Origin of the sequence: Aminobacter sp. DSM 101952, assembly GCF_001424795.1 — a bacterium.
GTDB lineage: Bacteria > Pseudomonadota > Alphaproteobacteria > Rhizobiales > Rhizobiaceae > Aminobacter > Aminobacter aganoensis.
In genome coordinates this window covers 108,622-133,669 of sequence record NZ_LMCL01000031.1, presented here as the reverse complement: position 1 = coordinate 133,669, position 25,048 = coordinate 108,622, and the positions used below count along the sequence as shown (strand labels likewise).

General features: G+C 64.3%; 25 protein-coding genes. 11 read left to right on the top strand and 14 right to left on the bottom strand.

Features of this window, described 5'->3' with window-relative positions; genetic code table 11:
• The first annotated feature begins 108 nt into the window (after nt 1-108).
• On the top strand, nt 109-771 hold the full coding sequence (locus ASC75_RS19145) for an outer membrane protein (RefSeq protein ID WP_055978729.1): 663 nt from the start codon (nt 109-111) through the stop codon (nt 769-771).
• Between the two features lie 70 nt (nt 772-841).
• On the opposite strand, the gene ASC75_RS19140 is transcribed toward ASC75_RS19145, so the two are convergent.
• The 7 genes from ASC75_RS19140 to ASC75_RS19110 all read right to left on the bottom strand — a co-directional run bounded on the left by ASC75_RS19140 (nt 842) and on the right by ASC75_RS19110 (nt 6,408).
• Nucleotides 842-1,441, bottom strand: a complete 600-nt coding sequence (locus ASC75_RS19140; protein ID WP_055978726.1) for a glutathione S-transferase — start codon at nt 1,439-1,441, stop codon at nt 842-844.
• A gap of 65 nt (nt 1,442-1,506) precedes the next feature.
• Nucleotides 1,507-2,214, bottom strand: a complete 708-nt coding sequence (locus tag ASC75_RS19135; RefSeq protein ID WP_055978724.1) for a ribonuclease T2 — start codon at nt 2,212-2,214, stop codon at nt 1,507-1,509.
• Nucleotides 2,215-2,232: 18 nt separating this feature from the next.
• A complete protein-coding gene (locus tag ASC75_RS19130; protein ID WP_055978721.1) occupies nt 2,233-2,679 on the bottom strand; it encodes a hypothetical protein in 447 nt (148 codons plus the stop codon).
• 53 nt (nt 2,680-2,732) lie between these two features.
• Nucleotides 2,733-3,593: a 23S rRNA (adenine(2030)-N(6))-methyltransferase RlmJ gene (locus ASC75_RS19125; protein ID WP_055978717.1), complete on the bottom strand. Its 861-nt coding sequence runs from the start codon at nt 3,591-3,593 to the stop codon at nt 2,733-2,735.
• Nucleotides 3,590-4,213, bottom strand: coding sequence for a hypothetical protein (locus tag ASC75_RS19120; protein WP_055978715.1), 624 nt, complete (start codon nt 4,211-4,213; stop codon nt 3,590-3,592). The genes ASC75_RS19125 and ASC75_RS19120 overlap by 4 nt, the downstream gene beginning before the upstream one ends.
• 213 nt (nt 4,214-4,426) lie before the next feature.
• Nucleotides 4,427-4,876, bottom strand: a complete 450-nt coding sequence (locus tag ASC75_RS19115) for a DNA polymerase III subunit chi (RefSeq protein ID WP_055978713.1) — start codon at nt 4,874-4,876, stop codon at nt 4,427-4,429.
• Nucleotides 4,877-4,911: 35 nt separating this feature from the next.
• On the bottom strand, nt 4,912-6,408 hold the full coding sequence (locus ASC75_RS19110) for a leucyl aminopeptidase (protein ID WP_055979248.1): 1,497 nt from the start codon (nt 6,406-6,408) through the stop codon (nt 4,912-4,914).
• A gap of 315 nt (nt 6,409-6,723) precedes the next feature.
• Here ASC75_RS19110 and lptF point away from each other — a divergent pair, with 315 nt between their 5' ends.
• From lptF to rsmA, 6 genes are all read left to right on the top strand, one after another.
• A complete protein-coding gene (gene lptF / locus ASC75_RS19105) occupies nt 6,724-7,923 on the top strand; it encodes an LPS export ABC transporter permease LptF (RefSeq protein WP_055978710.1) in 1,200 nt (399 codons plus the stop codon).
• The gene (gene lptG / locus ASC75_RS19100) at nt 7,920-9,008 is read left to right on the top strand and encodes an LPS export ABC transporter permease LptG (protein ID WP_055978707.1); all 1,089 of its coding nucleotides are present in this window, start codon (nt 7,920-7,922) and stop codon (nt 9,006-9,008) included. Before lptF ends, lptG begins: the two co-directional genes overlap by 4 nt.
• Before the next feature lie 13 nt (nt 9,009-9,021).
• Nucleotides 9,022-11,391: an LPS-assembly protein LptD gene (locus ASC75_RS19095; RefSeq protein WP_156381322.1), complete on the top strand. Its 2,370-nt coding sequence runs from the start codon at nt 9,022-9,024 to the stop codon at nt 11,389-11,391.
• A 120-nt stretch (nt 11,392-11,511) separates the two neighbouring features.
• Complete coding sequence (locus ASC75_RS19090) at nt 11,512-12,450, top strand: peptidylprolyl isomerase (RefSeq protein ID WP_055978701.1); 939 nt, start codon at nt 11,512-11,514, stop codon at nt 12,448-12,450.
• Nucleotides 12,451-12,453: 3 nt separating this feature from the next.
• Nucleotides 12,454-13,476: a 4-hydroxythreonine-4-phosphate dehydrogenase PdxA gene (gene pdxA / locus ASC75_RS19085; RefSeq protein ID WP_055978698.1), complete on the top strand. Its 1,023-nt coding sequence runs from the start codon at nt 12,454-12,456 to the stop codon at nt 13,474-13,476.
• On the top strand, nt 13,473-14,309 hold the full coding sequence (gene rsmA / locus ASC75_RS19080) for a 16S rRNA (adenine(1518)-N(6)/adenine(1519)-N(6))-dimethyltransferase RsmA (RefSeq protein ID WP_055978694.1): 837 nt from the start codon (nt 13,473-13,475) through the stop codon (nt 14,307-14,309). The genes pdxA and rsmA overlap by 4 nt, the downstream gene beginning before the upstream one ends.
• A 129-nt stretch (nt 14,310-14,438) precedes the next feature.
• Here rsmA and gmk read toward each other — a convergent pair whose 3' ends face one another.
• The 7 genes from gmk to fabD form a co-directional block, all read right to left on the bottom strand.
• Nucleotides 14,439-15,092, bottom strand: coding sequence for a guanylate kinase (gene gmk, locus ASC75_RS19075; RefSeq protein WP_055978692.1), 654 nt, complete (start codon nt 15,090-15,092; stop codon nt 14,439-14,441).
• 3 nt (nt 15,093-15,095) lie between these two features.
• Nucleotides 15,096-15,986 carry a YicC/YloC family endoribonuclease gene (locus tag ASC75_RS19070; protein WP_055978689.1) on the bottom strand — a complete coding sequence of 297 codons (891 nt, stop codon included), beginning with the start codon at nt 15,984-15,986 and terminating at the stop codon, nt 15,096-15,098.
• A 70-nt stretch (nt 15,987-16,056) separates the two neighbouring features.
• On the bottom strand, nt 16,057-17,259 hold the full coding sequence (gene mltG / locus ASC75_RS19065) for an endolytic transglycosylase MltG (protein WP_055978686.1): 1,203 nt from the start codon (nt 17,257-17,259) through the stop codon (nt 16,057-16,059).
• 108 nt (nt 17,260-17,367) lie between these two features.
• A complete protein-coding gene (gene fabF, locus ASC75_RS19060) occupies nt 17,368-18,630 on the bottom strand; it encodes a beta-ketoacyl-ACP synthase II (protein ID WP_055978684.1) in 1,263 nt (420 codons plus the stop codon).
• 29 nt (nt 18,631-18,659) lie between these two features.
• Complete coding sequence (locus ASC75_RS19055; protein ID WP_055978681.1) at nt 18,660-18,896, bottom strand: acyl carrier protein; 237 nt, start codon at nt 18,894-18,896, stop codon at nt 18,660-18,662.
• A 197-nt stretch (nt 18,897-19,093) separates the two neighbouring features.
• Complete coding sequence (gene fabG, locus ASC75_RS19050) at nt 19,094-19,831, bottom strand: 3-oxoacyl-[acyl-carrier-protein] reductase (protein WP_055978678.1); 738 nt, start codon at nt 19,829-19,831, stop codon at nt 19,094-19,096.
• 54 nt (nt 19,832-19,885) lie between these two features.
• Nucleotides 19,886-20,827: an ACP S-malonyltransferase gene (gene fabD, locus ASC75_RS19045; protein WP_055978674.1), complete on the bottom strand. Its 942-nt coding sequence runs from the start codon at nt 20,825-20,827 to the stop codon at nt 19,886-19,888.
• Nucleotides 20,828-21,268: 441 nt separating this feature from the next.
• On the opposite strand from fabD, the gene ASC75_RS19040 reads away from it, so the two are divergent.
• The 4 genes from ASC75_RS19040 to rplI all read left to right on the top strand — a co-directional run bounded on the left by ASC75_RS19040 (nt 21,269) and on the right by rplI (nt 24,958).
• Nucleotides 21,269-23,125, top strand: coding sequence for an LTA synthase family protein (locus tag ASC75_RS19040; protein WP_082496679.1), 1,857 nt, complete (start codon nt 21,269-21,271; stop codon nt 23,123-23,125).
• 308 nt (nt 23,126-23,433) lie between these two features.
• Complete coding sequence (rpsF, locus tag ASC75_RS19035) at nt 23,434-23,922, top strand: 30S ribosomal protein S6 (protein ID WP_055978672.1); 489 nt, start codon at nt 23,434-23,436, stop codon at nt 23,920-23,922.
• Nucleotides 23,922-24,170 (top strand): 30S ribosomal protein S18, encoded by a 249-nt coding sequence (gene rpsR, locus ASC75_RS19030; RefSeq protein ID WP_018427106.1) that lies wholly within the window; start codon nt 23,922-23,924, stop codon nt 24,168-24,170. Before rpsF ends, rpsR begins: the two co-directional genes overlap by 1 nt.
• A 209-nt stretch (nt 24,171-24,379) precedes the next feature.
• Nucleotides 24,380-24,958, top strand: coding sequence for a 50S ribosomal protein L9 (rplI, locus tag ASC75_RS19025; RefSeq protein ID WP_055978670.1), 579 nt, complete (start codon nt 24,380-24,382; stop codon nt 24,956-24,958).
• The last annotated feature ends 90 nt before the right edge of the window (nt 24,959-25,048 follow it).

Genomic DNA, 25,048 nt, shown 5'->3' with positions numbered 1-25,048 from the left:
GACACGACATTCGGAACCGTTCGGCGCCCAGACCGTTTCTCCCCCCGGACGGGCTAGGGGCGCCATTTCTAAAAGAGCCAGTGTCTAGTTGGCTTAAGGAGTAAAACAATGACTGCCATTCTCAAGCACGCCCGTCCGCTCGCGGCCGCGTTCGGCCTGGTCGCGCTGGCGTCGATGCCAGCTTTCGCTGCCGACGTCGTCATGGAAGAGCCGCCGGCACCTGCCGCTCCGATGGAGCAGCCCCCGCTCAACACGTGGTCGGGCCCCTACGCCGGTGTGTTCATCGGCTACGGCTTCAGCGGCGAGTCCGACATCGGCGGCACCAACAACGTCGACACCGATGGTTTCCTCGGCGGTGCCTTCGTCGGCTACAACTACCAGATGGACAACATCGTCATCGGTGCTGAAGGCGACATCGGCTACAGCGGCGTCGAAGGCGACAACGCCGGCGTGAATGTCAAGTCGGGCTTCGAAGGTTCGTTGCGCGCCCGTCTCGGCTATGCCGTTTCGCCCGACATCCTGCTCTACGGTACGGCCGGCGGCGCCGGCAAGCGTATCGAAGTCAACGACGGTGTTGCTGAAGACTCGAACACCGCGCTCGGCTGGACCGCCGGCGTCGGCACCGACGTCAAGCTCACCGAGACCGTCTTCGGTCGCGTCGAGTATCGCTACACCGATTTCGGTAGCGACGATTTCGCTCTGAGCGGCGGTTCGACGGAAGTGTCGAGCAAGGATCACCGCATCCAGTTCGGCGTCGGCATGAAGTTCTGATCCACAAGATCAGCACCAACGGAAAAGCCGGGCCTCGCGCCCGGCTTTTTTGTTGTCCTGGGGTAAGCGATCAACCTTGCGGCACGACCGCCTTCAGCTCCGGGAACTTCTCGTCGAAGCGCGCGGCCCAGCGCTTGAGGCGCGGGCGCCCCTTTTCCCACTTGCCGGCGAAGCGAAGGTCCATGTAGCCGATGGTGACCCTGAGCGCGATCTGGCCGGCACTGATCGCCTTCGGCAGCTTGGGCGGGTTGGCGTTCAGCAGGTCGAGCGCGCGCGTCACCTTCGACCACTGCTTGTCGATCCATGGCTGGTGGATGATCTCCTCCGGTCGCGACCGGCGTTCGTAGACGATCGCCAGCAGGCAGTCGCAGATACCGTCGGCGAGCGCTTCGAGGCGTTCGGCATCGAGCCGCTTTTCGGCATTGCGGGGGAACAGCTTGTTGCGGGAAAGCCGGTTCAGATACTGGGTGATGACCCGGCTGTCGTAGATGCTTTCGCCTTCGTCGGTGATCCACACCGGGATCTTGCCAAGCGGGTTGGCGTCCGTCAGCAGCGCCGGCTGCGGGCCAGTCTCGACGGTGACGGATTCGACCGGGATGCCGGCATAGACGGCCGCCATGCGCACCTTGGCGCTGTAGGGCGAAGCGGGCGAGTAGAACAGTTTCGGCATCGAGCGGCTCCCTTTGGCGGCGGACGATAGTCCGCACGGTTCGTTCCGGCAATGCGGCGTCCTGCTCAGCGGCCTCGCACAGGCGGCATCACCACCTTGTCGAGGCGGCAGGCGCGGCGGTCGACCTCGGCGCAGGATCGAAATTCGAGATCCTTGGTCATGCAGATCCGCACCTCGCGCAGGTATCGACGGTCGCAGGTCACCGCCACGGCGTCTTCTTCGAGGCCCGGATTTGACTGGAGGAAGGCATTCTCCGCCTGGCCCGGTGCCAGCGTGCGATAGTCGTCCAGGCGCTTGAATTCACGGGGAATCTCGACTTTGTTCCGCGCAGCGCGCAGTACCTCGAAATAGTCGGCCTGGCCGAGGCCCGAACAGGTGCCGTGCTTGCGCCATTGATGGCGAATGAGCCCGGCCGAAGGCATCAGGTCGTAGAGGCCGCGCAGCGTCTCGTTCGAGACCGTGCTTGCACCCGCCTGGCAATTTTCGGGATAGCCGCGTTCGTATTGCGGCCACAGGCCGTGGACCACGAAGGCATAGGGCCGGCCGGCGCGGCACTGCTGGCCATTGGCCTGCTCGCCCTCGGCCTCGCAGTAGCTGGGCGACCACGACAGCGACAGCACGTAGAAGTCAAAACCCTGGCCACGCGGCACGGCCGCCGCTTCAGTCGTGGCAGCGGGCGACGTTTCCTGGGACGCCTCGTCTGAGGGCGCGCAAGCCGACAGAGCGAGCAACACCGCAACCGCCGATGCTCGCGCGCACGCCAACAATCTCATCGTGAAGTCCGGCCGGCCTCAGCGCAGAACGCGGCAGCGTCCATTGTAGACGTACCAGCGATCGAAGCCCGAGACGCAGAACTCGACATTGTCGCCGACCGAGGCAAAGCCCATGCCTTCTTCGATCAGGTACCAGATGTCGCGGTCGCCGCCATCCGACAGCGTTACCGTCGCACCGCAATAGCGCCGGCCGATCGGATGGCTCTCATCCGCCGGCTCGTAGCGGTGCTCGTGGATGCGCTGGAAGTCGGTGATCGCAACCTGGGGCAGGTTTGGCACATGGCGCACCTGGTAGCTGAACCGGCTGGTGATGCGGTTGAGCACCGAAGCGTTGCCACAAATGCCGGGATCGCCGGAATAGTCCACCGAGGTGGAGAGATCGGCTGCCTGCGCGGAGACCGCGCCCAGCCCTGCCGCTCCGAGGCCGATCATTGCGGCGATAAGGGTGCTTGCGACGCGACTCATGGTTCCCACTCCAAGGCTGATGCGATCCAGTTTGCGGTTTCGCCGCGCTGCGGTCAAGAAGCCGCCGATTCGCCCGCCAGCCACTCGACCGTCCAGCGCGCCTTCGCATCCTCCCCGAGGATCTTGCCAAGCGCCGGCAACATTACCCCGAGCTCGGCCTCGAGCGGAAATGGCGGGTTGACCACCACCATGCCGGTGCCGTCGAGCCGCGGCTCGGACGACGGCGGGCGGATGTAGAACTCGATGTCGATGATCTTGGGGATTCCCGCACCGGCAAGCGCCTCGCGGAAGGCCGCCACGGCCTTGCGATCCTTGACCGGGTACCACAGGGCGAAGATACCGCCCGGCCAACGCCGGTGTGCCTTCTTCAGCCCTTCGACCAGACGATCGAACTCGCCGGCGACCTCGAAGGGCGGGTCGACCAGCACCAGCCCGCGCTTTTCCTTGGGCGGCAGGTGCGCACCGAGCGCCAGCCAGCCGTCGAGTTCGGTCACCCGTGCCTGGAAGTCGCCCTCGAACAGACTGGCCAGGCTGGTGGCATCTTCAGGATGCAGTTCGATTGCCGACAGGCGGTCCTGCTTGCGCAGCAGGTGCCGGGCGATCAGGGGCGAGCCCGGATATCTTTCGATGCCGCCATCCGGGTTCGCCGCGCGAACGGCATCGAGATAGGGCGCAAGCAATGCGGCGGCGTCGGCTGGCAGGGTCGCATCGACCAGGCGGCCGATGCCGTCATGCCATTCGCCGGTCTTCTGCGCCTCCTCCGACGACAGGTCGTAGAGGCCGATGCCGGCATGGGTGTCGACGACGCGAAAGGCCTTGTCCTTGCGCTTGAGGTATTCGACCAGCCGGGCGAGCACGGCATGCTTGACCACGTCGGCGAAGTTCCCGGCATGGTAGACGTGGCGATAGTTCACGACTGGCTGTCCCCGCCCCTGCCCCAGCGCGGAGCCGGAGGTTGCGAATTGGGATTTTCGGGCCGGCCGCCCTTGCCGCGGCGCAGCGACAGCACAAGACCGACAAAACCGACCGCCATCAGCGAAAAGCCGATCGGTTGGGCGCGCTGGTCCGCTTCGCCGGCGCCCGAACGCAGGATGAGGTCGACGCGCTGGATCTGGACGTTGTCGTTGTCGCCCTGCGCGACCACGAAACGGTAGCTGCCCGCGCTCACGTCGCGGATCAAGCCGACATCGTCGCGAAACACCGGGTCGGGCAGTTGCGGACTGCGCTCGCGCGGCGTCGTGTCGTGGAAATTCAGGGCCTGGGCCAGCACCGTCTCGCCGCGCGTGGAGGCGGTGACGGTCAGGATCGCCCGCGCCGGCGTCACCACCGGCGGCGCCAGCGTCGTCAGATCGACCAGCACGCGCACCGGCGTGTCGGCAGTCGCCAGGGCCACCTCGACCGGGCGGAAACTGCCACCGCGATCGTAAACGCGATAGACGCCGATCTCGCGGCCGGTAAAATTGGTCGTCGCCCATGGATAAAGGATGCCGAGGCCGGTGCCGGCAAGCAGAACAAGAAGAAACAGAAACCGCATGGCGCTCGAACTCTGTGGCTAGCCCTCGCAAGGCGGCTCGCCGATTGGACGTCGCCTCCCTACTACGGCTTTTGGCCGACGCCGGAAAGTCCGGCATTGGCTTTGCCGGCAACTTCGGCTCCGCGGCGCGGAGCACCATCGGCCCGCCAAGCGAACGCCATGACCATGCCGGCGCCAACCCCTCGCCGACTCACTGCCTTCAACGGCTCGGCATCAGGCCTTGCGTTCCCAGCGGCGGTCCGGCGTCTGCTGCCAGTAGGTCACGGCATGCCCGCCGGCCTTCATCGTCTTCCAGTGTTCGCGCGCGCCTTCGAGCTGCGCCGCATCATGGCCATCGAACAGAAAGACGGCACGCTGATAGGACCCGATGTCGGGCGGCGACGCGCCATCGACCAGGAAGCGTATTTCGGCCGCGTTCGGATTGGCTTCACCCGTCGTCAGCACCACGGGTTGATCGGCTGCGTGCGGCTCGCGGTCGCTGCCATGGGCCAGGAACGAATCGTCGCGGAAGCTCCACAAATGGGCATCCAGTGCGTCGCGCCGTTCCTCCGAGCCAGTCTGCACCACCGCCTTCCAGCCGCGCTGCAGGCTACGCTCGAGCAGGCCCGGCAGGGCATCCTCGAGCGTCGATTCGGTAAGGTGGTAGAAAAGGACTTCGGCCATCGCTCAGTTCGCATCCATGGCCGAATTGTCCAGCCTCATCCTTCGTAGTGGTCGCGCACCAGCCTGTCGAGCAGCCGCACGCCGTAGCCGGAACCCCAGGACTGGTTGATCTCGCTGGTCGGCGAGCCCATCGCGGTGCCGGCGATGTCGAGATGCGCCCAGGGCGTATCCTTGACGAAGCGCTGCAGGAACTGCGCTGCCGTGATCGAACCGCCAAAGCGACCGCCGATGTTCTTCATGTCGGCATTCTTGGAGTCGATCAGCTTGTCGTATTCCGAGCCGAGCGGCATGCGCCAGAGCTTTTCCTGCGTCGCGGTACCCGACGAGGTCAGGCGCCCGGCGAGTTCGTCATTGTTGGAGAACAGGCCGGCGTGGCTCTGGCCGAGCGCCACCATGATCGCACCCGTCAGAGTCGCCAGATTGACCATGAACTTCGGCTCGAAGCGCTGGTTGCAGTACCAGAGCGCGTCGGCGAGCACGAGGCGGCCTTCGGCGTCGGTGTTGAGAACCTCGATGGTCTGGCCCGACATCGAGGTGACGATGTCGCCGGGCCGCTGGGCGTTGCCATCGACCATGTTCTCGACCAAACCGATGATGCCGACCACGTTGACCTTGGCCTTGCGTGCGGCCAGCGCATGCATCAGGCCGGTGACGGCGGCAGCACCGCCCATGTCGCCCTTCATGTCCTCCATGCCTGCGGCCGGCTTGATCGACACGCCACCTGAATCGAAGACCACGCCCTTGCCGACGAAGGCCACCGGCTTGTCCTTGGCCTTGCCGCCGCTCCACTGCATCACAGCCATGCGCGGCGGACGCACCGAACCCTGGGCGACGCCGAGCAGCGCACCCATACCGAGCTTTTTCATCTCCTTCTCGGTCAGGATCTCGACCTTGACGCCAAGCTTTTCCAGATCCTTGGCCTGGGCGGCAAACTCGACCGGACCAAGCACGTTGGCAGGCTCGTTGACCAGGTCGCGGGCCAGCAGCACGCCGCCGACCACCGCCTCGATATCGGCAAAGGCCTTCTTCGCAGCCGCCGGATCGGCGCAATGGATGGTGACCTTCGCCGGCTTCTTGTCGTCGGCCTTGCCGTTGCCGTTGTCCTTTTTGGTCTTGTACTTGTCGAAGGTGTAGCTGCGCAGCAGCATGCCGGCCGCAACGCCGGCAGCGGCGGCGCCATCGACCGTGGCGCCAGCAATGTCGAGGACCACGGCAACCTCGGACGCCTTGCGCAATTGTGACGCCAGCGTGCCACCCAGCTTCAGCCAGGAATATTCGTCGAGCCCCGACGCCTTGCCCACGCCGACGGCCACCAGACGGTCGACCGTCGTGCCCTCCGGAGCCAGTACCTCGACGAGGCCACCAAACTTGCCGTTGAAGTCGACGACCGGAAAGGCGCGATCCAGCGTCTTGGCCGGATCGTTGCCGCGCGCGATCTCGCTCAGCCCGCCCTCTTCGGCAGAGAAGACGAAAACAGTGCCCTTTTTCGGCGTACTCGCCTTGGCGAAGCTGATCGACGGCTTGGAAGTCATGATGTCCTGCTTTCGGATCCCGTTCATATGGTGCGCGACATTTGGTCGTTTTGGAAAGTTTGGCAAGCCTCCCGTCATCCTGGCACGATATGATTAAAGTTGAAAAAGGGCAGGAAACCTTGTGTTAACCACCTCTGTTCGGCCTTTCTTAGCCATTGGCGCCGAGAGTCGCGGCCGGTGGGAGATGGTGTTGGAACGATGCCGGCTGGAAGGGGCCGGTTGTGCCGGCTTGCCTTGGACTATACCTTAGACACCTGCCGGTCACACGACGTCCCGTCGTCCGGCCAAGTCGGAAACACGGAATCCTGATCATCGATGAAGGTTGTTGAGCGCTACATCCTGCGTCGTGCGTTTGCGGTTTTCATCGCGGCGCTGACTTGGACCTTGGTGATCGTCTGGACCACCCAGGTGCTCGGGCGAATCGACCTCGTCACCGACAGCGGCCAGTCGGCGCTGACCTTCTTCGAGGTCGCGGCCCTTATCCTGCCCACTCTGATTCCGATTGTCGTGCCCTTTGCCGTGACCATCGGCGTGGCCTTGACGCTGAGCTCGATGAACAGCGATTCCGAACTGGTGGTGCTCAACGCCGCCGGCGCTTCGCGCATGACCGTCATCCGGCCGATTCTCATCCTGGCAGTCGGCGCCAGCGTGTTTTCCCTGCTCGTCCACAACGTCGCCGACCCGATGGCGCGCCAGCGCAACCGCGAACTGATCGCCTCCTCGCGCGCCGACCTGCTGTCGCTGATCATCCAGGAAGGCACCTTCCGCAAGGTCGACGAGGGTCTGTTCGTCCAGGTCGGCGAGCGCCTGCCGAATGGCGGGCTCGGCAGCATCTTCGTCGCCGATTCGCGCGAACCCAACGTCGATCTCGTCTACTACGCCAAGGACGGCGCCTTCATCGAGCGCGACAGCAAGCAGATGCTGGTGATGAACGACGGCGTGATCCACCGCAAGGCGCCGGGTGGCGAGGTGTCGGTGATCAGTTTCGACTCCTACGCCTTCGATCTGAGCGAGTTCTCCGCCGTGGCGAAGGAAGTCACGATGCAGCCGAAGGACCGCTCGACGCCGTACCTGATGAACCCCTCGCCCAGCGACAAATACTACCAGCGCAATCCGCGGCTGTTTACCGCCGAACTCGACCGCCGATTCACCGAGTGGCTCTACCCGATCGCCTTTGCGCTCATTGCGCTGGCCGTGGCAGGCGACGCCCGGTCGCATCGAGAGGCACGCATCCATCCGCTCGTCACCACGATCACCATCGCGCTGTTTTTCCGCTGGCTCGGGTTCTTTGCCGGCAGCAAGGCCGAGACGGTGGCTTGGGTCCGCTATGCCGTCTATGCCGTGCCCATCGTCACGGCACTGATCGCCATCTGGTTCATCCGCACCAACCGCAGCATGGAACTGCCGGTTTCGGTCGCCGATCGCATCGCTTCCGTCTGGGCGCAGATTCGCGACAGGATCACGGCGCTGCAGCTGCGGCTCGGCGGCGGCGCTCCCCATCAGGGAGCAGCATGATGGGCTGGACGCTCGGTCGCTATTTTTTCTTCCGCTACGCCACCATCACGGCGTGGTTCTTCGTCGGCATCTTCGCGCTGATCTTCATCATCGACGTCACCGAGTTCTCGAACAGCGCCGGCGGCGTGCCGGGCTTCAAGTTCAGCATTGCGATGACGGTTTCGGCATTGCGCGTACCGATGATCATGCTCCAGGTGGTTCCGTTCGTCGCCCTGTTCAGCGCCATGGCAACCCTGGTGTCGCTCAACCGGCGCTATGAACTGGTCATTGCCCGCGCCGCCGGGATTTCGGCATGGCAGTTCCTGCTGCCCTGCTGCCTGGGCGCGCTGCTCTTCGGCTTCGTCACAGTCGGCATCCTCAACCCGATCGCAGCCTACGGCTTCTCGCACTCCGAATCCCTGGAATCGGAGCTGCGCTCACGCCAATCCAATTCGGTATCGGCATTTTCGGCGCCATGGCTGCGCCAGAAGGCCGATGGCACCGAGGTCATCATCGGCGCACGGGCGGTGCTCAACCAGGGGATGGAACTGTCCGACGCGGTGTTTTTCGTCTTCGACGCCGACGACAACATGGTCGAGCGCAAGGATGCCGAGCGCGCCTATCTGCGCGACGGTTATTGGGAACTGGTCAATGTTCGGACCATGAGAGGCGGCGAAAACTTCACCTCCGAAGCCGCCGCCAAAGTGCCGACGAATCTGAAGCCGGAGTTCGTCCAGGAACGCCTGGCGCGGCCCGAAACCATTCCTTTTTTCCAGCTTCCGTCAAAAATCGAAGTGGCGCGATCCTTCGGACTCCGGGCAAACGCCTTTGCCATGCAATTTCATTCACTTGTCGCACTTCCCTTCCTCCTGGTCGCGATGACGCTCATTGCTGCAACAGTGTCGATGCGATTTGCGAGGATGGGGCAGTCCGGAACGATGATTCTGGGTGGCGTCGTCGCCGGGTTTCTGCTTTATGTCGTTTCGGTTCTGGTCAAAGCATTTGGCAATGCGGGATTCGTGCCGACTTATATTGCGGCGTGGCTTCCAGTTGTCGTAGCAATGTTTTTCGGGGTGACATTCCTGCTCTACAACGAGGATGGTTAGTGTGAGGGGCGCAATGGCCAACCGCAGGACAGCCCACAGGGCTCGCCTATTCGGTGCGACTGCGCTCGCATGCCTGTTTGCATGCGCGCTTCCGCTTGCCCCGGCTTACGCACAGACCATCGCCGATCTCGCGCCCAGCGTGCCCGAAGGCTCGCAGATGCTGCTTGAGGCGGACACGCTCGTCTATGACAACGACGTCCAGACGGTTACCGCCGTCGGCGGCGTGCAGATCGACTATGCCGGCAATCGCCTTGTCGCCCAGCGCGTCACCTACGACCGCAAGACGTCGCGGCTGATTGCCAGCGGCAATGTCGAGATCGTCAATTCCGACGGCACCAAGATTCTCTCGCAAGAGATCGACATCACCGACGATTTCGCCGATGGTTTCGTCAACGCCCTGCGCGTCGAAACCGTCGACAAGACCTACTTTGCCGCCGAGAGCGCCAAGCGCGAGCGCGGCATCCTGACGACGTTCAACAATGGCGTCTACACGGCCTGCGAGCCTTGCGAGCAGAAGCCCGACAAGGCGCCCATCTGGCGCATCAAGGCGCAGAAGATCATCTGGAACGGCGAGAAGAAGACGGTCCGCTTCGAAAACTCCAATTTCGAATTCTTCGGCTTCCCGATCGCCTTCCTGCCCGCCTTCGAGATCGCCGACCCGACCGTGAAGCGCAAGAGCGGCTTCCTGATGCCCGGCATCAGCTACAAGAGCGAGCTCGGCGTTGGCGTATCGATCCCCTACTATTTCGCGCTCTCGCCGACCTACGACCTTACCGTCAAGGGCACCGGCTACACGCGCCAGGGCTTCCTCGGCGAGGCCGAGTGGCGCCAGCGTTTCAACAACGGTCAGTACAGCCTGAAGATCGCCGGCATCCACCAGATGAACCCGGACAAGTTCGACGCCGGTACCGTCGACAGGGGAGCAGGCGACGACAACAAGCTGCGCGGCATGGTCGGCACCAAGGGCCGCTTCGACCTCAATCCGCGCTGGGCCTTCGGCTGGGATATCCTCGCGCAGTCGGACAAAAATTTCTCGCGCACCTACGGCATCGAAGGTTTTTCCGACAGCACGCATCGTTCCGAGGTCTATCTCACCGGCCTCAACGACCGTAACTATTTCGACCTGCGCGCCATGCGCTTCCAGGTCCAGGAAGAAGCCCTCGACAACGACCCGGAGGCGCGTGCCGACAAGCAGCCCTGGGTGCTGCCGTCGCTCGACTACGCCTACATCCCCGACGCGCCGCTGGCCGGCGGTGAACTTTCGTTCGATCTCAACGCACGCGTCATCCGCCGTACGGAACTCGATTCAGCCATTACCGGCCTGAACGGCCCGACAATCCACGGCCTCGAAGGCACGTCCAGCCGTATCACGGCCGAAGCTGAGTGGAAACGCACGATCGTGACCGAAGGCGGCCTGCTGGTTACACCGCTGATGGCCTTCCGCGCCGACGGCAGCTACCTCGACGCCTCCAGCGCCTCGCTCAACGCCATCAACAACATGGCCATCGATCCGGACATCGGCGTTGCGGCCGACGTGCGCTCGTCGCTATTCCGCTACATGGCAACGCTCGGCCTCGAGCTGCGCTGGCCGGTGCTATTCTCGTCGACGAGTTCGACCCATGTGCTCGAACCGATGGCCCAGGTCTTCGCACGCCCCAGCGAGAGCGCGATCGGCGGGCTCGGCATCCCCAACGAGGATGCGCAGAGCTTCGTCTTCGACGCAGCCTCGCTGTTCGAACGTGACAAGTTCTCGGGCTACGACCGCATGGAAGGCGGTACGCGCGCCAATATCGGCCTGCGCTATTCCGGCACCTACAGCAATGGCTGGACCACCAACGCCCTGTTCGGCCAGTCGTATCAACTTGCCGGCGACAACTCGTTTGCCGCACCGGACCTCGTCAACGCAGGTGCCTATTCCGGCCTGGAAACAGATACGTCCGACTACGTTGCGCTTGCCGGCATCGCCAGCCCGAACGGATTCTCGGCCTCGGTCAGCGGCCGCTTCGACGAGCAGAGCCTCGACGTTCGCCGCGCCGAAATGAAGGTCGGGCTCGATGCGCGCCCGATCGCCGTGTCGGCCCGCTATGCCTTCATCGATGCCCAGCCGCTCTACGGCTTCAAGGATGACCGTCACGAGGTCACGCTCGGCGCCACCGCGCGCTTCAACGACGAATGGCGGGTGTTCGGCTCCGGCACCTACGACATCAAGAGTGACCTGCTCGTCAAGCACGGTGTCGGCTTCGCCTATGACGACGAGTGCTTCACCTACATGATGACCTACGCCGAAAGCCGCGATCACAACGATCCCGACGACGTCACACGCTCGGTGGGCTTCAACATATCGTTCCGCACGCTCGGCGATATCGGTTCGGCGAGCTTCTAGGACAGCCGGAAAGCGGTGTCAGGGCGACCTGACATCGTTTTGCCGCATAACGCGGCCATTGGACGGGGCAGCATGCATTCGGGCAATGCCCGGATCTGGGGTTTGAACGGGACTTTATCGATGCGAAAGCACCTCTTTTCGGCAGGCCTCGCCCTGCTCGTAGCGGCAACGTCGCTCTCGATGACCGCTTATGCGCCGCCGGCCCAGGCGAGCGAGATCAAATACATCGTCAACGACGTGCCGGTCACCAGCTACGACATCCAGCGCCGCGCCGCGTTTCTCAAGCTGCAGAAGCGCAAGGGCAATGCCGGCGAGGAAATGATCGAGCAGACGCTGCGCCAGGCGGAGATGAAGCGGCTCAACATCCGCATCTCCGACAAGCAGGTCGACGACGCCTATGCGCGCTTTGCCGGCTCCAACAAGTTCAAGCCCGCCCAGATGGACCAGATCCTGGCCCAGGCCGGCGTCACGAGCAGCCATTTCAAGGACTACATCCGCACGCAGATGGGCTGGAATCAGGCGCTCAGCGCCCGCTTCCGCGCCGAAGGCGGCGGTGGCGGTGGCGGCACCAGCGAGCAGGACGCCGTCCGGCGCATGCTGCAGCAGGGCGGCGCCAAGCCAAGCGCTACCGAGTACATGCTGCAGCAGGTGATTTTCGTGGTGCCGGCATCCGAGCGCGGCTCCGTCGGCAAGCGCAAGCGCGAGGCGGATGCCATGCGTGGCCGCTTCAACGGCTGTGAGCAGACGCGCGAATTCGCCAGGGGCCTGCTCGACGTGACGGTGCGCGACCTCGGCCGCGTGCTCGCACCGCAGCTGCCGCCGGAATGGGCCGACCAGATCAAGAAGCTCAAGGCCGGCGGGGCAACCCCGGTTCGCGAAACAGAGCGCGGCGTCGAATTCATCGGCGTCTGCAGCGCGCGCGAAGTTTCCGACGACAAGGTCGCACAGATGGTCTTCCAGGCTGAAGGGCTCGGCAAGGAAGGCAACGAAAAAGCCGACGAGCTGAGCAAAAAATACATCGAAGAGCTGCGGGCCAAGGCTCGCATCGTCAACCGCTAAGTCGTGGGCCCGCATGGCGCCCCTCTGGCGCTGACTGTCGGCGATCCCTCGGGTATCGGCCCCGAAATCGCAGTCGCTGCATGGCGGCTGCGCAACGAGGCGCGCGTACCGGCCTTCTATCTCCTCGCCGACCCCGCCCTGGTTGCCGCGCGCACTTCGGCGCTCGGCGTCGAATTCCAGATCGCCGAGACCGGCCCGGCCGATGCGGCCAGGCAATTCGCCGACGCGCTGCCGGTCGTGCCGCTTGCCGCCGCGCTCGTCGACACGCCGGGCCAGCCGGACACGCAGAACGCCGCCGGCATCATCGAGGCGATCGACCGCGCCGTGGCGGATACGTTCGAAAGTCGCGCCGCCGCCGTCGTGACCTGCCCGATCGCCAAGAAGCCGCTTTATGATGCCGGCTTCCGCTTTCCCGGCCATACCGAATACCTCGCCCACCTCGCGGGCCTGAAGACCGGCGCCGAGGTCATGCCTGTGATGATGCTCGCCGGGCCCGAGCTTCGCGCCGTGCCGGTGACCATCCATATCGCACTGGCCGAGGTGCCAAGGGCCCTCACGACCAAGGCGATCACCGAGACCGTCCGCATCACCGCGCATGACCTGCGTCGGCGCTTTGGCATTGCCAGGCCGCGGATCGCCGTGTCCGGCCTCAATCCGCACGCCGGCGAAGGCGGCGCCATGGGGCACGAGGACGAACGCATCGTCCGTCCGGCGATCGAAGCGCTCAAGGCGGAAGGCATCGATGCCTTCGGCCCCCTGCCCGCCGACACCATGTTCCATGGCCGCGCCCGCGCCGGCTACGACGCGGCCATCTGCATGTATCACGATCAGGCGCTGATCCCGGCCAAGGCGCTGGCCTTCGACGAGACGGTCAACGTCACGCTCGGCCTGCCTTTCATCCGCACCTCGCCCGACCACGGCACCGCCTTCGACATCGCCGGCAAGGGCATTGCCCGCCCGGACAGCCTGATCGCCGCGCTGAAGCTGGCGCGCCAGTTGGCGGACGTCGAGGCCAGATCATCATGAGTGCGACCACCAGCATCGACGGCCTGCCGCCGCTTCGCGACGTCATCGAACGTCACGGCCTGCAGGCCAAGAAGGCGCTCGGCCAGAACTTCCTGCTTGACCTCAACCTGACCAGCAAGGTGGCGCGGGCCGCCGGCGATCTTTCCGGCGTGACCGTCATCGAGGTCGGCCCCGGCCCTGGCGGGCTGACGCGGGCGCTGCTGATGAACGGAGCCAGGCGCGTCATCGCCATCGAGCGCGACGAGCGCTGCCTCGCGGCCTTGGCCGAGGTCTCCAACCATTATCCGGGACGGCTGGACGTGGTCTCGGGTGATGCGCTGAAGACCGATTTCGCGGCTCTGGCTGGTGGCGAGCCGACAAAGATCGTTGCCAACCTGCCCTACAACATTGGCACGGAACTGCTGGTCCGCTGGCTCACGGTCCAGGACTGGCCGCCCTTCTACCAGTCGCTGACCCTGATGTTCCAGCGCGAGGTCGCCGAGCGCATCGTGGCAAAGCCCGCGAGCCCGGCCTTCGGCCGCCTTGGCGTTCTCGCGGGATGGCGCACCGACGCACGCATCGCCTTCGACGTGCCGCCGCAGGCCTTCACCCCGCCGCCCAAGGTCACCTCGTCGGTGATCCACCTGGAGCCACGCATGCAGCCCCTGCCAGCCGACGTGAAGGTGCTCGGCCGTGTCACCGAGGCGGCATTCGGCCAGCGCCGCAAGATGCTGCGCCAGAGCCTGAAAAGCATGGGCGGCGAAAGACTGCTGGAAACCGTCGGCATCGACCCGACGCGCCGCGCCGAAACGCTCAGCGTCGAGGAGTTCGTGGCGCTGGCAAGGGCGGTCTGAACACAGATTACCCCCCTTGTGGGGAGGGTGTCGGCGAAGCCGACGGATGGGGGTCCTTGGCTGAGTGCTGATCACCCCCACCCCGACGCTGCGCGTCGACCCTCCCCACAAGGGGAGGGTAAGGAACCCTCAAACCTTCTCGTCGAGCAATTTCGAGACGAAATCGAACAATCCCGGCCTGCGGTCGCGGCGCAGGCGCTCGGCGGCTACGATCGACCGCACCTCAGCAAAGGCGCGGTTGAGATCTTCGTTGATCACGACATAGTCGTACTCGCCCCAGTGCTCGATCTCGTCACGGGCGTTCTTGAGCCGCGTCTCGATCACTGCGTCCTGGTCTTCGGCGCGGCGCTTCAGGCGGGCCTTCAGTTCGCCCATCGACGGGGGCAGGATAAAGATCGAGACGATGTCGCCACGCATCTTTTCCTTCAACTGCTTTGCACCCTGCCAGTCGATGTCGAACAGCATGTCGCGTCCCTGCGACATCGCCAGCTCGACCGGCTCGCGCGGCGTCGCGTAGAAATTGCCGTGGACCTCGGCCCATTCGAGCAGCGCATCGTTGTCGCGCAACAGCTCGAACTCGCGCTTGCTGGTGAAATGGTAGTGGGCGCCGTCGATCTCGCTGCCGCGGCGCGGACGGGTAGTCACGCTCACCGACAGCCGCAGTTCCGGATCGGTTTCGATCAGGTTGCGCGAAATGGTCGACTTGCCCGCGCCCGAGGGCGACGACAACACCAGCATCAGGCCACGCCGCCTGATGACATTTGAAAGGCTCTCGGCGCTCATGCGCTACTCCAGATTCTGAACCTGCTCGCGAAACTGATCGACGACGGCTTTCAGTTCCAGCCCAATGGCAGTCACTGTTGCGGCGTTCGACTTCGAACACAGAGTATTCGATTCGCGGTTGAATTCCTGCGCCAGAAAATCGAGCTTGCGGCCGATCGCACCGCCACCCGACATCAGCGTGCGTCCCGAGGCGACATGCGTCTTCAGCCGGTCGATTTCCTCGCGAATATCGGCCTTGGTGGCGAGAAACGCCGCCTCCATGTTGAGCCGCGCCTCGTCGAGCGCCGGCGATGCCTCGAGCAGCAGCCGCACCTGCTCAGCGAGCCGCTGGCGGATCTGCGCCGGTTCGCGAGACGGATCGGCCTCAGCCCGCAGCGTCAGTTCCTCGATGGTGGCGATATGGCCCGTCAGCAGCCCGTGCAGGGCCTCGCCTTCCGCCTTGCGTGCCTCGACGAGGCCGGCAAGACCGGTCTCCAGGCAGTTCATGACCGCCGCATCGATCGCCGCACGCTGCTCTTCGGTTTCGACCGCCTCGGGCATGTCGAAGACGCCGCGCAGCGCCAGCAGCCCGTCAGCGCTGGCGGGCGCCGCACCGAACTGGGTGACCAGACGGTTGGCGAGTTCGGCGACGTCGCGCAGGAAGACTTCGTTGATGACCGGCTGGACCATCGAACCGCTTGTTCGGCTGACGGTCAGGGTCGCCTGCACATTGCCGCGCGAAAAGCGTTTCTGGATCGCCTGGCGCACCGCCGGCTCGAGGCGTTCAAAACCCTGAGGCAGGCGCAAGCGCACTTCCACGCTCTTGCCGTTGACCGACTTCACCTCCCAGGCGATGGCGGTTCCGTCATGTTCGGCCGCGACGCGGGCGAAGCCTGTCATGCTCTGCAGGTTCATCTGGCAGCGCGCCCCTGTTGCCTGTTGTTGCTGCGCCGCGCGGTCCGCCTGGACGCGCGGCGAGCCTGTCTTACTTCTTGACGGCGTTGGTGGTCGTTGCGTCTTTCTTGGCCGGATCGGCCTCGCCGGCAGCCTTCTCGTCCTCGACGACCTTGCGCTGGAAGGCGCGCCAACGCGCGACGTTCTCATTGTGCTCGTCCAGCGTCTCGGCAAAGACATGCCCGCCGGTGCCGTCGGCCACGAAATACAGGTCCTTGGTCTTGGATGGATTGGCCACGGCCTCGAGCGAAGCCTTGCCCGGATTGGCGATCGGCGTCGGCGGCAGGCCCTTGATGGTGTAGGTGTTGTACGGCGTCGGCTTGTCGATGTCGGAGCGATAGATCGGCCGGTCGGCAGGCTTACCCTTGCCGCCGAAGATGCCATAGATGATCGTCGGGTCCGACTGCAGCCGCATGCCCTTGTTGAGGCGGTTGATGAAGACGGCCGCCACGCGCGAGCGCTCGTCGCCGCGGGCAGTTTCCTTCTCGACGATGGAAGCAAGCGTGACGAATTCGTTGACGTCGGCGATCGGAAGATCGGCTGTACGGCGCTGCCAGATGGTTTCGACCAGTTCCTTCTGGTCGGCCAACATCTTGTTGATGATCTGCTGGCGCGTCAGCCCACGGGTAAAGCGCTGCGTGTCCGCGGCAAGCGTGCCCTCGGCCGGCATCTCCGCTGGCATGTCGCCGGTAAGGGCTTCCTGTTCAGCGATGCGCTTCCAGGCCTGCTCGACGGTCAGCCCTTCCGGGATCGTCAGCGAATACTGCACAGACTTGCCGCTCTTCAGCAGTTCCATGATCTCGTGCATGGAAGCGCCGGCCTGGATTTCGTATTCACCGGCCTTCAGCGAACCATCATTGCCGTAGGCACGTACGCCCATGCGGAAGATGCGCGCATCGCTGATCAGTCCGCGACGCTCAAGCTGGTCGGCGATGTCCTGTACGCCCGTCTTTTCCTTGACCAGGAACGTGCTGGGGACCGCCGACGGGCCCTCGCCGTTGAATTCCTGCTTGCCGAAATAGAGGGCTGCGCCGCCGGCGAGGATCACCAGCACCGCCGTCGACATCATGAAATTCATGAACACGACGATCTGGTTGCGCGAGGCACGCGAACGCTTGGGCGGCGGCGTCCCGATTTCCGGCCGCAGCGCTTCCTGCGCCGTCTTAGGAACGATCGGATTTGCCGGCGCGGCGCGCCCAGCACCTTCCCCTTGACCTGGCGTATTCATGCTCATTTTGCCTCGCCACTCCCTCTTGCGTCGAATCCCCGCCGGGAGACTAGAGCCGAATGTGGCAAAAATCGCGGCAAAGAGGGCGCTTAACGCCCCCTTCCCACAGAGTTGTCAGCCATTATAGCGCTGGAAGACCAGCGAGGCGTTGGTGCCGCCAAAGCCGAAGGAGTTCGACAATGCGACGTCGATCTGCCTGGAACGCGGCTTGTTCGGCACCAGGTCGATCGGTGTCTCGCGCTCGGGGTTGTCGAGATTGATCGTTGCCGGCGCGATGTTGTCGCGAATGGCGAGGATCGAGAAGATCGCCTCCGCCGCACCGGCAGCGCCGAGCAGGTGGCCGATCGACGACTTGGTCGACGACATCGACACCTTGGAGGCAGCGTCGCCGACGAGGCGTTCGACGGCGCCGAGTTCGATCGTATCGGCCATGGTCGAAGTGCCATGGGCATTGATGTAATCGATGTCGGCGGGCGAAAGGTTGGCGCGCTTGAGGGCCGCGGTCATGCAGCGGAACGCGCCATCGCCATCCTCGGCCGGGGCCGTGATGTGATGGGCATCGCCCGTCAGGCCGTAGCCGACGACCTCGGCATAGATCTTGGCGCCGCGCGCCTTGGCGTGTTCGAGCTCTTCGAGCACGACCACGCCTGCGCCCTCGCCCATGACGAAACCGTCGCGGTCGCGGTCATAGGGGCGCGAAGCCTTTTGGGGCTCGTCGTTGCGGTCGGTCGACAGCGCCTTGCAGGCAGCGAAACCGGCAAGCGAAAGCCGCGTCACCGGCGACTCCGCGCCACCTGCCACCATCACGTCGGCATCGCCGAACATGATCAGCCGGGCTGCGTCGCCGATGGCGTGCGCGCCGGTCGAGCAGGCGGTGACCACGGCATGGTTGGGGCCCTTGAGCCCGTGCCGGATCGACACCTGGCCCGAAACCAGATTGATGATCTGGCCGGGAATGAAGAAGGGGCTGATGCGGCGCGGGCCGCGTTCCTTGAGGATCAGCGCATTTTCGGCAATGCCGTCGATGCCGCCGATGCCCGAGCCGATCATCACGCCGGTGGCGTTCTGCTCGTCCGGGGTCTTGGGCGCCCAGCCCGAATCCTTCAACGCCTCGTCCGCGGCCGCGATCCCGTAAAGGATGAAGTCGCCGATCTTGCGCAGTTCCTTGGGTTCGAGGACTGCTTCGGGATTGAAGGTATTGTTCGTGCCGTCACCCCTGGGGATGACGTTGGCGATCTTGCAGGGGAGGTCTTCGACCTCGAACTCCGTGATCCGCCTTGCGGCGCTACGGCCGGAAAGAAGCTCTTTCCAGCCGTGCTCGTAGCCCATGCCGAACGGTGAAAGCAGGCCAAGGCCCGTGACAACCACACGCCTCATCGCAGGCATCCCTGACAATTCGCGATCGCTCAGGCCGAAGCCTTGTCGATGTACTTCACGGCGTCGCCAACGGTGAGGATGGTCTCGGCCGCGTCGTCGGGGATCTCAACGCCGAATTCTTCTTCGAACGCCATAACGAGCTCGACCGTGTCGAGGCTGTCCGCGCCCAGGTCGTCGATGAAGCTGGCAGCTTCAGTCACCTTGTCGGCGTCGACGCCAAGATGTTCGATGACGATCTTCTTGACGCGCTCTGCGGTGTCACTCATGTGGGCATCCTCAGTCTGGTGTTTGTTAGGTCTTCGTTAGCGGGCGGAATGCCGCTAATCAAGCAGTAATCTGCGCTTTCCCAAGCGCTCGGGCAGCGGTCCGTCTTCGGTCCGGCCACCTGATGGAGCGCGGCAATACACGAAATCTTGACCGCGTCCAAGGCAAAAGGGCCAGTTATCCCGGCCAATCAGCCCAATCAGATCATCGCCATGCCGCCGTTGACATGAATTGTCTGGCCGGTGACGTAGGCTGCCTCGTCGGAAGCAAGATAGGCGACGGCCGAAGCAACTTCCTTGCCGGTGCCCATGCGCTTGGCCGGGATCGCAGCCATGATCGCCTCTTTCTGCTTGTCGTTGAGCTTCTCGGTCATTGCCGATTCGATGAAGCCGGGTGCGACGCAGTTGACGGTGATGTTGCGGGTGGCGATCTCCTGCGCGAGCGACTTGGAGAAGCCGATCATGCCGGCCTTCGAGGCGCAGTAGTTGGTCTGGCCGGGATTGCCGGTGACGCCGACCACCGAGGTGATGTTGATGATGCGGCCATGGCGGCGGCGCATCATCGGATGGGTCAGTTCGCGCGTCAGGCGGAACATCGCCGTCAGGTTGATCTCGATGACGCTGTCCCAATCGGCGTCGGACATGCGCACGAACAGGCCGTCCTTGGTGATGCCGGCGTTGTTGACCAGGATGTCGACGCCTTCGAGATCGGCCTCGGCCTTCTGGCCCAGCGCCTTGACCTCGTCGCGGTCGGCGAGATTGGCCGGAAACAGCTTGACGCGCTCACCGAGTTCGCCGGCGAGCGCCTCGAGCTTTTCGATGCGCGTGCCGTGCAGGCCGACGATGGCACCCTGCTTGTGCAGGATGCGGGCGATTTCCTCGCCGATGCCGCCGGAGGCGCCGGTGACGAGTGCCTTGCGGCCGGTCAGATCCAACATATTTCCAATCCCTTCCTGAGCACACCCTTCACACGGGTGGGGTCACTGAGTTGTTCAGCCGAGCGCGGCGATTGCAGCCTCGACGTCGGCCGGGTTGTTGACCGCGGCGGTGGCGATGTCCTTGTTGATGCGGCGGGCGAGGCCCGACAGCACCTTGCCGGCGCCCACTTCATAAAGCGTGGTGATGCCGTTATTGCCGAACCACTCGACGGTCTCGCGCCAGCGGACGCGGCCGGTGACCTGCTCGACGAGGCGGGCGGCGATCTCTTCCGGATCGGTGATGGGCTGGACCGAGACGTTGGCGACGACCGGGATGATCGGCGCATGCTTCTTCACGCCGGCAAGCGCCTCGCGCATCTTCTCGGCCGCAGGCGCCATCAGGGCGGAATGGAAAGGTGCGGAGACCTGCAGCATCAACGCGCGCTTGGCGCCCTTTGCCGTGCAAAGCGCTGCGGCACGCTCGACGGCCGCCTTGTCGCCCGAGATGACCAGCTGGCCACCGCCATTGTCGTTGGCGATCTGGCAGACCGAGCCCTCGGCAGCTTCGGCGCAGGCCGCGTCGACATCAGGCTGCTCCAGCCCGATGATGGCGGCCATGGCGCCCTTGCCTGCCGGCACGGCCGCCTGCATGGCATCGCCACGAATGCGCAGCAGGCGCGCTGCGTCGGCCACGGAAACGAAGCCCGCGGCGGCAAGTGCGGAATATTCGCCGAGCGAGTGACCGGCGACATAGGCGACCTTGTCCTTGAGCGACAGGCCGCGCGCTTCGAGCGCCCTGAATGCAGCCATCGACACTGCCATCAACGCCGGCTGGGCATTGGCCGTCAGCGTCAGCGTTTCCTCGGGCCCTTCCCAGATCAGCTTCGACAGCTTTTCGCCGAGCGCGTCGTCGACTTCCTCGAAGACCCGGCGCGCTTCCGGAAAGGCATCGGCCAGTTCCTTGCCCATGCCGACTGCCTGGCTGCCCTGGCCTGGAAAAGTAAATGCAACGGCCATATTCGTCTCCTGGCTGCTGGCGCATCGCCTGAGGCCATTCCGGCCCTTCGGCGCGATGCGCAGACATAACAAACCGAAGTACGCGTCCCGCCCCCAGGGAACGTCGGGCACTCCAGATCGCTGTGGCTCTGGCGCAATGCCCCCCGTCAAGTCAAGCCTTGTGCGTCCCGAGGCCCGAAACGGGCCAATAATCACACATGATTAAGCCGAAACACGATTTGTTGGCCAACGCTTCTCAATTTTGCCATAAGCCCTAGCTTCTGCATGACAGTTTGATGACGTTCAGGTGACGTTCAGGTGACACCTGCATGATGATGCCGTCATGAAGCCGAGGAAGTTGAGTTGGGAAGTGTAGTCGATAAGGCCGCAAGCAGTGCTGAGGACGCGAACCAGATCGCGTTCGACCGGCGTGCCTATGCCTTGGGCGTCCTGCGCTCGGTCATGGTCACGCTCGCCGTGTCGGCGGTGCTGGTCTTCGCCATCGAGTTCGTCGCGCGCGGCTCCTTCATCGACACGCTCAATTTCTTCCAGCAGCCGTTCAAGCCGAGCTGGACGACTGTGGCGCTGTTTGCGCTGCTGCTGGTCGGCCTCGACGCCCTGCTCGGCCGGCCGCACAACGGCTTGCTAATCGTCGCGCCGGTGGCGCTGCTGCTCGCCTTTGTCGGCCATCAGAAGTCGCTCTATCTCGGCGACCCGCTCTACCCGACCGACTTTCTCTATGCCCGCCAGATCGTCGAGCTGATGCCGTTGCTGGTGCGCGAGCGCCCGATGGCCGGCATCGGCATCGCCGTCGGCCTCGTTGCCGGCATCGCGCTGCTCGTCTTTGCCTGGCGCTACTGGCGCCGCCGCATGCCGGCGCTGACTTTCTGGGCGCGCATCTCGCGCCTCGCCATCGCCATTCCGGCGCTCGCCTTCTTCGTCTCGATCATGGACTACGCGACCTTCTCGTGGACGCGCGACCGTCTCCAGATCATCCCGATGATGTGGGATCAGAAGGAAAACTACGCCTCCAACGGCTTCGCCATCGCGTTTGCGCTCAACGTGCCGATGGCCAAGGTCAAGGCGCCGCACGGCTATTCGGAAAAGGCGATCGATGCCATCGCGCGGCCGGAACAGGCTGCCGCCGCCCTGCCCGAGGAAAAGCCCGACGTCATCATCGTGATGAGCGAATCCTTCTGGGATCCGACGCGCCTGCCCGGCGTCTCGATCATGCCCGATCCGATCGCCAACGTGCGCGCGGCCCAGTCGGGCCATGTGTTCTCGCCGGAGTTCGGCGGCATGACGGCCAATGTCGAGTTCGAGGCGCTGACCGGCTTTTCCAACGCCTTCCTGCCGGCAGGCTCCATTCCCTACCAGCAATATGTCCGCGCGCCGGTGCCCTCGCTTGCCACCTTCTTCAAGAGCGAAGGCTACGAGACCAAGGCCATCCACCCCTTCGGCGGCTGGTTCTGGAACCGCGCACCGGTCTACAAGGCCTTCGGCTTCGACCAGTTCATGTCGGAAGAAAACCTGCCGCAGCTGGAAAAGCGCGGACCTCTGGTATCCGACGCCGCCCTGACCGAAGAGATCATCCGCGAGGCCGATGCTGCCGAACATCCTTTCTTCTACTTTGCGGTCTCGCTGCAGAGCCATGGCCCCTACGAGCCCAACCGCTACAGCGACACCACTCATAAGGTCGAGGCGCCAACCTCGCCTTGGGCGCGCGACTCGATCCTGACCTATGCCGAAGGCGCATCGGACGCCGACCGCGGCCTCAAGCGGCTGATGGACTGGGCGAGCAAGCGCAAGCGTCCGACGGTGATCGCCTTCTTCGGCGACCACCTGCCGCCGCTCGGGCCCGTCTATGTCGAAACCGGATTCATGGACGAGCCGGTCGCCAAGCGCAAAGCGGCGATCGGCGAGATGCTGGTCCAGCACGAGACGCCCCTGGTGGTCTGGTCGAACCGCACCGGCACGACCAAGGACATCGGCTCGATCAGCCCGGCTTTCCTGCCACTCCACGTGCTCAAGACCGCGGGAATAAGCCACCCCTACTACACCGGCTTCCTCGGCGACCTGTCCGAGCGCTTCCGCGTCGTCGACCGCAACGTGCTGCTGCCGAAGGCGGGCGAGTCGGTGTTCGACTGGTCGCGCCAGAAGGACGTCGACCCGTCGATCCGCGATTACCGCTGGCTGCAATACGACATGATGTTCGGCAAGCGCCGCGGCGCCAAGCCGTTCTTCCCCGAGACGGTCGACAAGGTGGTTGCCGACCGCACGCGTTCGCCGCTGTTCCTGCGTCCGGAAGCGCTGGGCTGAGGCCCACCGCCGCCGAAAAAGCCCGATTTCAGCGGGATTCTTGGCCCCGCCCCTTGCCTTGAAGGCGCTTTGCGTATAGACGCCCGCCATCTGCCGGTCCCAGCTGGGGGCTGAACGGAGGGCCGGAGGTTTTCTTGAAAGCCGCCGTGCGAAGCGAAAACGCTTCCGCCTCCCGTGTCTCCGCTCTCGACCGTCTCGTCGTGCTCCTTTCTTCCCCTGAGAAGGCCGTAGGCCCTCGAAGGGTCAGCGAGGTCGCAGAGGCTCTAGCCGCCGGGACCGGAAGATGGAAACGAAGAAAGGCAAAAACTATGGCTCTTTACGAACATGTGTTTCTTGCCCGCCAGGACCTTTCGCAGCAGCAGGTCGATGCACTTGTCGAACACTACAAGGGCATCATCACTGAAGCAGGCGGTTCGGTCGGCCGGGTCGAGAACTGGGGACTGAAGTCCCTCACCTACCGCATCAACAAGAACCGTAAGGCGTATTACACGCTCATGGACATCACCGCTCCGTCGGCTGCCGTCAAGGAAGTCGAGCGCCAGCAGGGCCTGTCCGAAGACGTGCTGCGCTTCCTGACCGTAAAGGTCGAGGCGCATGAAGAAGGCGTCTCCGCCATGATGCAGAAGCGCGAAGAGCGCTCCGAGCGTGGCGAACGCGGTGGCTTCGGCGACCGTCCGCGCAGCTTCGGCGATCGCGACCGTGGTGATCGCGGCCCGCGCAGCTTCGGCGACCGCGATGGCGGTGGTGACCGTGGCCCGCGCCGTCCGCGCGAAGGTGTTGAAGGGGGTGCAGAATAATGGTCGACATCAATCAGATCCCGACCCGTCGTCCCTTCCATCGCCGCCGCAAGACCTGCCCGTTCTCCGGCGCCAACGCTCCGAAGATCGACTACAAGGACGTGCGTCTGCTGCAGCGCTACATCTCCGAGCGTGGCAAGATCGTTCCTTCGCGCATCACCGCCGTCAGCCAGAAGAAGCAGCGTGAACTCGCCCAGGCGATCAAGCGCGCCCGCTTCCTCGGCCTGCTGCCCTACGTGGTGAAGTAAGACATTCGAAGCGGGCGGTTCGCTGCCCGCTTCCTCCCTTCCGCGACGGGCGCGGTCGGGCGAACCTCAAATCCCGGGTTGGTTCCTCCGAGGAGGACCTAACTGCCGCGACAGGCAGGACAGCGAAACCGGCGCAGCCCGCGCCCTGATTGCTTCCTTGCCCGTTGAATTTTTCCGCTGCCTTTGCAGCCAACGAAAGGACAAGGACAATGGACGTCATTCTCCTCGAACGCATTTCCCGCCTCGGCCAGATGGGTGACACCGTCAAGGTCAAGGACGGCTTTGCCCGCAACTTCCTCCTGCCCAAGGGCAAGGCGCTCCGCGCCAACGAAGCCAACAGGAAGAAGTTCGAAGGCCAGCGCGCGCAGCTCGAAGCCCGCAACCTCGAGCGCAAGTCGGAAGCCGAGAAGGTTGCCGAGACGCTTGACGGCAAGACGTTCGTGATCGTACGTTCGGCCGGCGAAACCGGCCAGCTTTACGGTTCGGTCTCGAGCCGCGACATCGCGGACCTCCTGGCTGCCGAAGGCTTCACGGTCGGCCGCAACCAGGTCGAACTCAACCAGCCGATCAAGACCATCGGCCTGACCAATGTCGCGATCGCGCTGCACGCCGAAGTCGAAGTCACCATCACGCTGAACATCGCGCGTACGGCCGACGAAGCCGAGCGTCAGTCGAAGGGCGAGACGCTGACCACCGCCGAAGCCATCTACGGCGACGACATCAACGAGAACGCCCGTCCTGACAGCTTCTTCGACCCGAACGAAGACGGCGAAGGCGACGAAGGCTGATTTTCAGCTTTCCATCCAGTTTTCTGGACCAAGCCCGGGTGGAAACACCCGGGCTTTTTTGTGCCAGGTGGAACCTGAACGTGCCCGCGC

Bases quoted from the DNA above. Each gene is read 5' to 3' on its own strand.
- ASC75_RS19145 (WP_055978729.1), top strand. From the start codon at position 109: ATGACTGCCATTCTCAAGCACGCCCGTCCGCTCGCGGCCGCGTTCGGC.
- ASC75_RS19140 (WP_055978726.1), bottom strand. From the start codon at position 1,441: ATGCCGAAACTGTTCTACTCGCCCGCTTCGCCCTACAGCGCCAAGGTG.
- ASC75_RS19135 (WP_055978724.1), bottom strand. From the start codon at position 2,214: ATGAGATTGTTGGCGTGCGCGCGAGCATCGGCGGTTGCGGTGTTGCTC.
- ASC75_RS19130 (WP_055978721.1), bottom strand. From the start codon at position 2,679: ATGAGTCGCGTCGCAAGCACCCTTATCGCCGCAATGATCGGCCTCGGA.
- ASC75_RS19120 (WP_055978715.1), bottom strand. From the start codon at position 4,213: ATGCGGTTTCTGTTTCTTCTTGTTCTGCTTGCCGGCACCGGCCTCGGC.
- ASC75_RS19115 (WP_055978713.1), bottom strand. From the start codon at position 4,876: ATGGCCGAAGTCCTTTTCTACCACCTTACCGAATCGACGCTCGAGGAT.
- ASC75_RS19110 (WP_055979248.1), bottom strand. From the start codon at position 6,408: ATGACTTCCAAGCCGTCGATCAGCTTCGCCAAGGCGAGTACGCCGAAA.
- lptF (WP_055978710.1), top strand. From the start codon at position 6,724: ATGAAGGTTGTTGAGCGCTACATCCTGCGTCGTGCGTTTGCGGTTTTC.
- lptG (WP_055978707.1), top strand. From the start codon at position 7,920: ATGATGGGCTGGACGCTCGGTCGCTATTTTTTCTTCCGCTACGCCACC.
- ASC75_RS19095 (WP_156381322.1), top strand. From the start codon at position 9,022: ATGGCCAACCGCAGGACAGCCCACAGGGCTCGCCTATTCGGTGCGACT.
- ASC75_RS19090 (WP_055978701.1), top strand. From the start codon at position 11,512: ATGCGAAAGCACCTCTTTTCGGCAGGCCTCGCCCTGCTCGTAGCGGCA.
- rsmA (WP_055978694.1), top strand. From the start codon at position 13,473: ATGAGTGCGACCACCAGCATCGACGGCCTGCCGCCGCTTCGCGACGTC.
- gmk (WP_055978692.1), bottom strand. From the start codon at position 15,092: ATGAGCGCCGAGAGCCTTTCAAATGTCATCAGGCGGCGTGGCCTGATG.
- ASC75_RS19070 (WP_055978689.1), bottom strand. From the start codon at position 15,986: ATGAACCTGCAGAGCATGACAGGCTTCGCCCGCGTCGCGGCCGAACAT.
- mltG (WP_055978686.1), bottom strand. From the start codon at position 17,259: ATGAGCATGAATACGCCAGGTCAAGGGGAAGGTGCTGGGCGCGCCGCG.
- fabF (WP_055978684.1), bottom strand. From the start codon at position 18,630: ATGAGGCGTGTGGTTGTCACGGGCCTTGGCCTGCTTTCACCGTTCGGC.
- ASC75_RS19055 (WP_055978681.1), bottom strand. From the start codon at position 18,896: ATGAGTGACACCGCAGAGCGCGTCAAGAAGATCGTCATCGAACATCTT.
- fabG (WP_055978678.1), bottom strand. From the start codon at position 19,831: ATGTTGGATCTGACCGGCCGCAAGGCACTCGTCACCGGCGCCTCCGGC.
- fabD (WP_055978674.1), bottom strand. From the start codon at position 20,827: ATGGCCGTTGCATTTACTTTTCCAGGCCAGGGCAGCCAGGCAGTCGGC.
- ASC75_RS19040 (WP_082496679.1), top strand. From the start codon at position 21,269: ATGGTCACGCTCGCCGTGTCGGCGGTGCTGGTCTTCGCCATCGAGTTC.
- rpsF (WP_055978672.1), top strand. From the start codon at position 23,434: ATGGCTCTTTACGAACATGTGTTTCTTGCCCGCCAGGACCTTTCGCAG.
- rpsR (WP_018427106.1), top strand. From the start codon at position 23,922: ATGGTCGACATCAATCAGATCCCGACCCGTCGTCCCTTCCATCGCCGC.
- rplI (WP_055978670.1), top strand. From the start codon at position 24,380: ATGGACGTCATTCTCCTCGAACGCATTTCCCGCCTCGGCCAGATGGGT.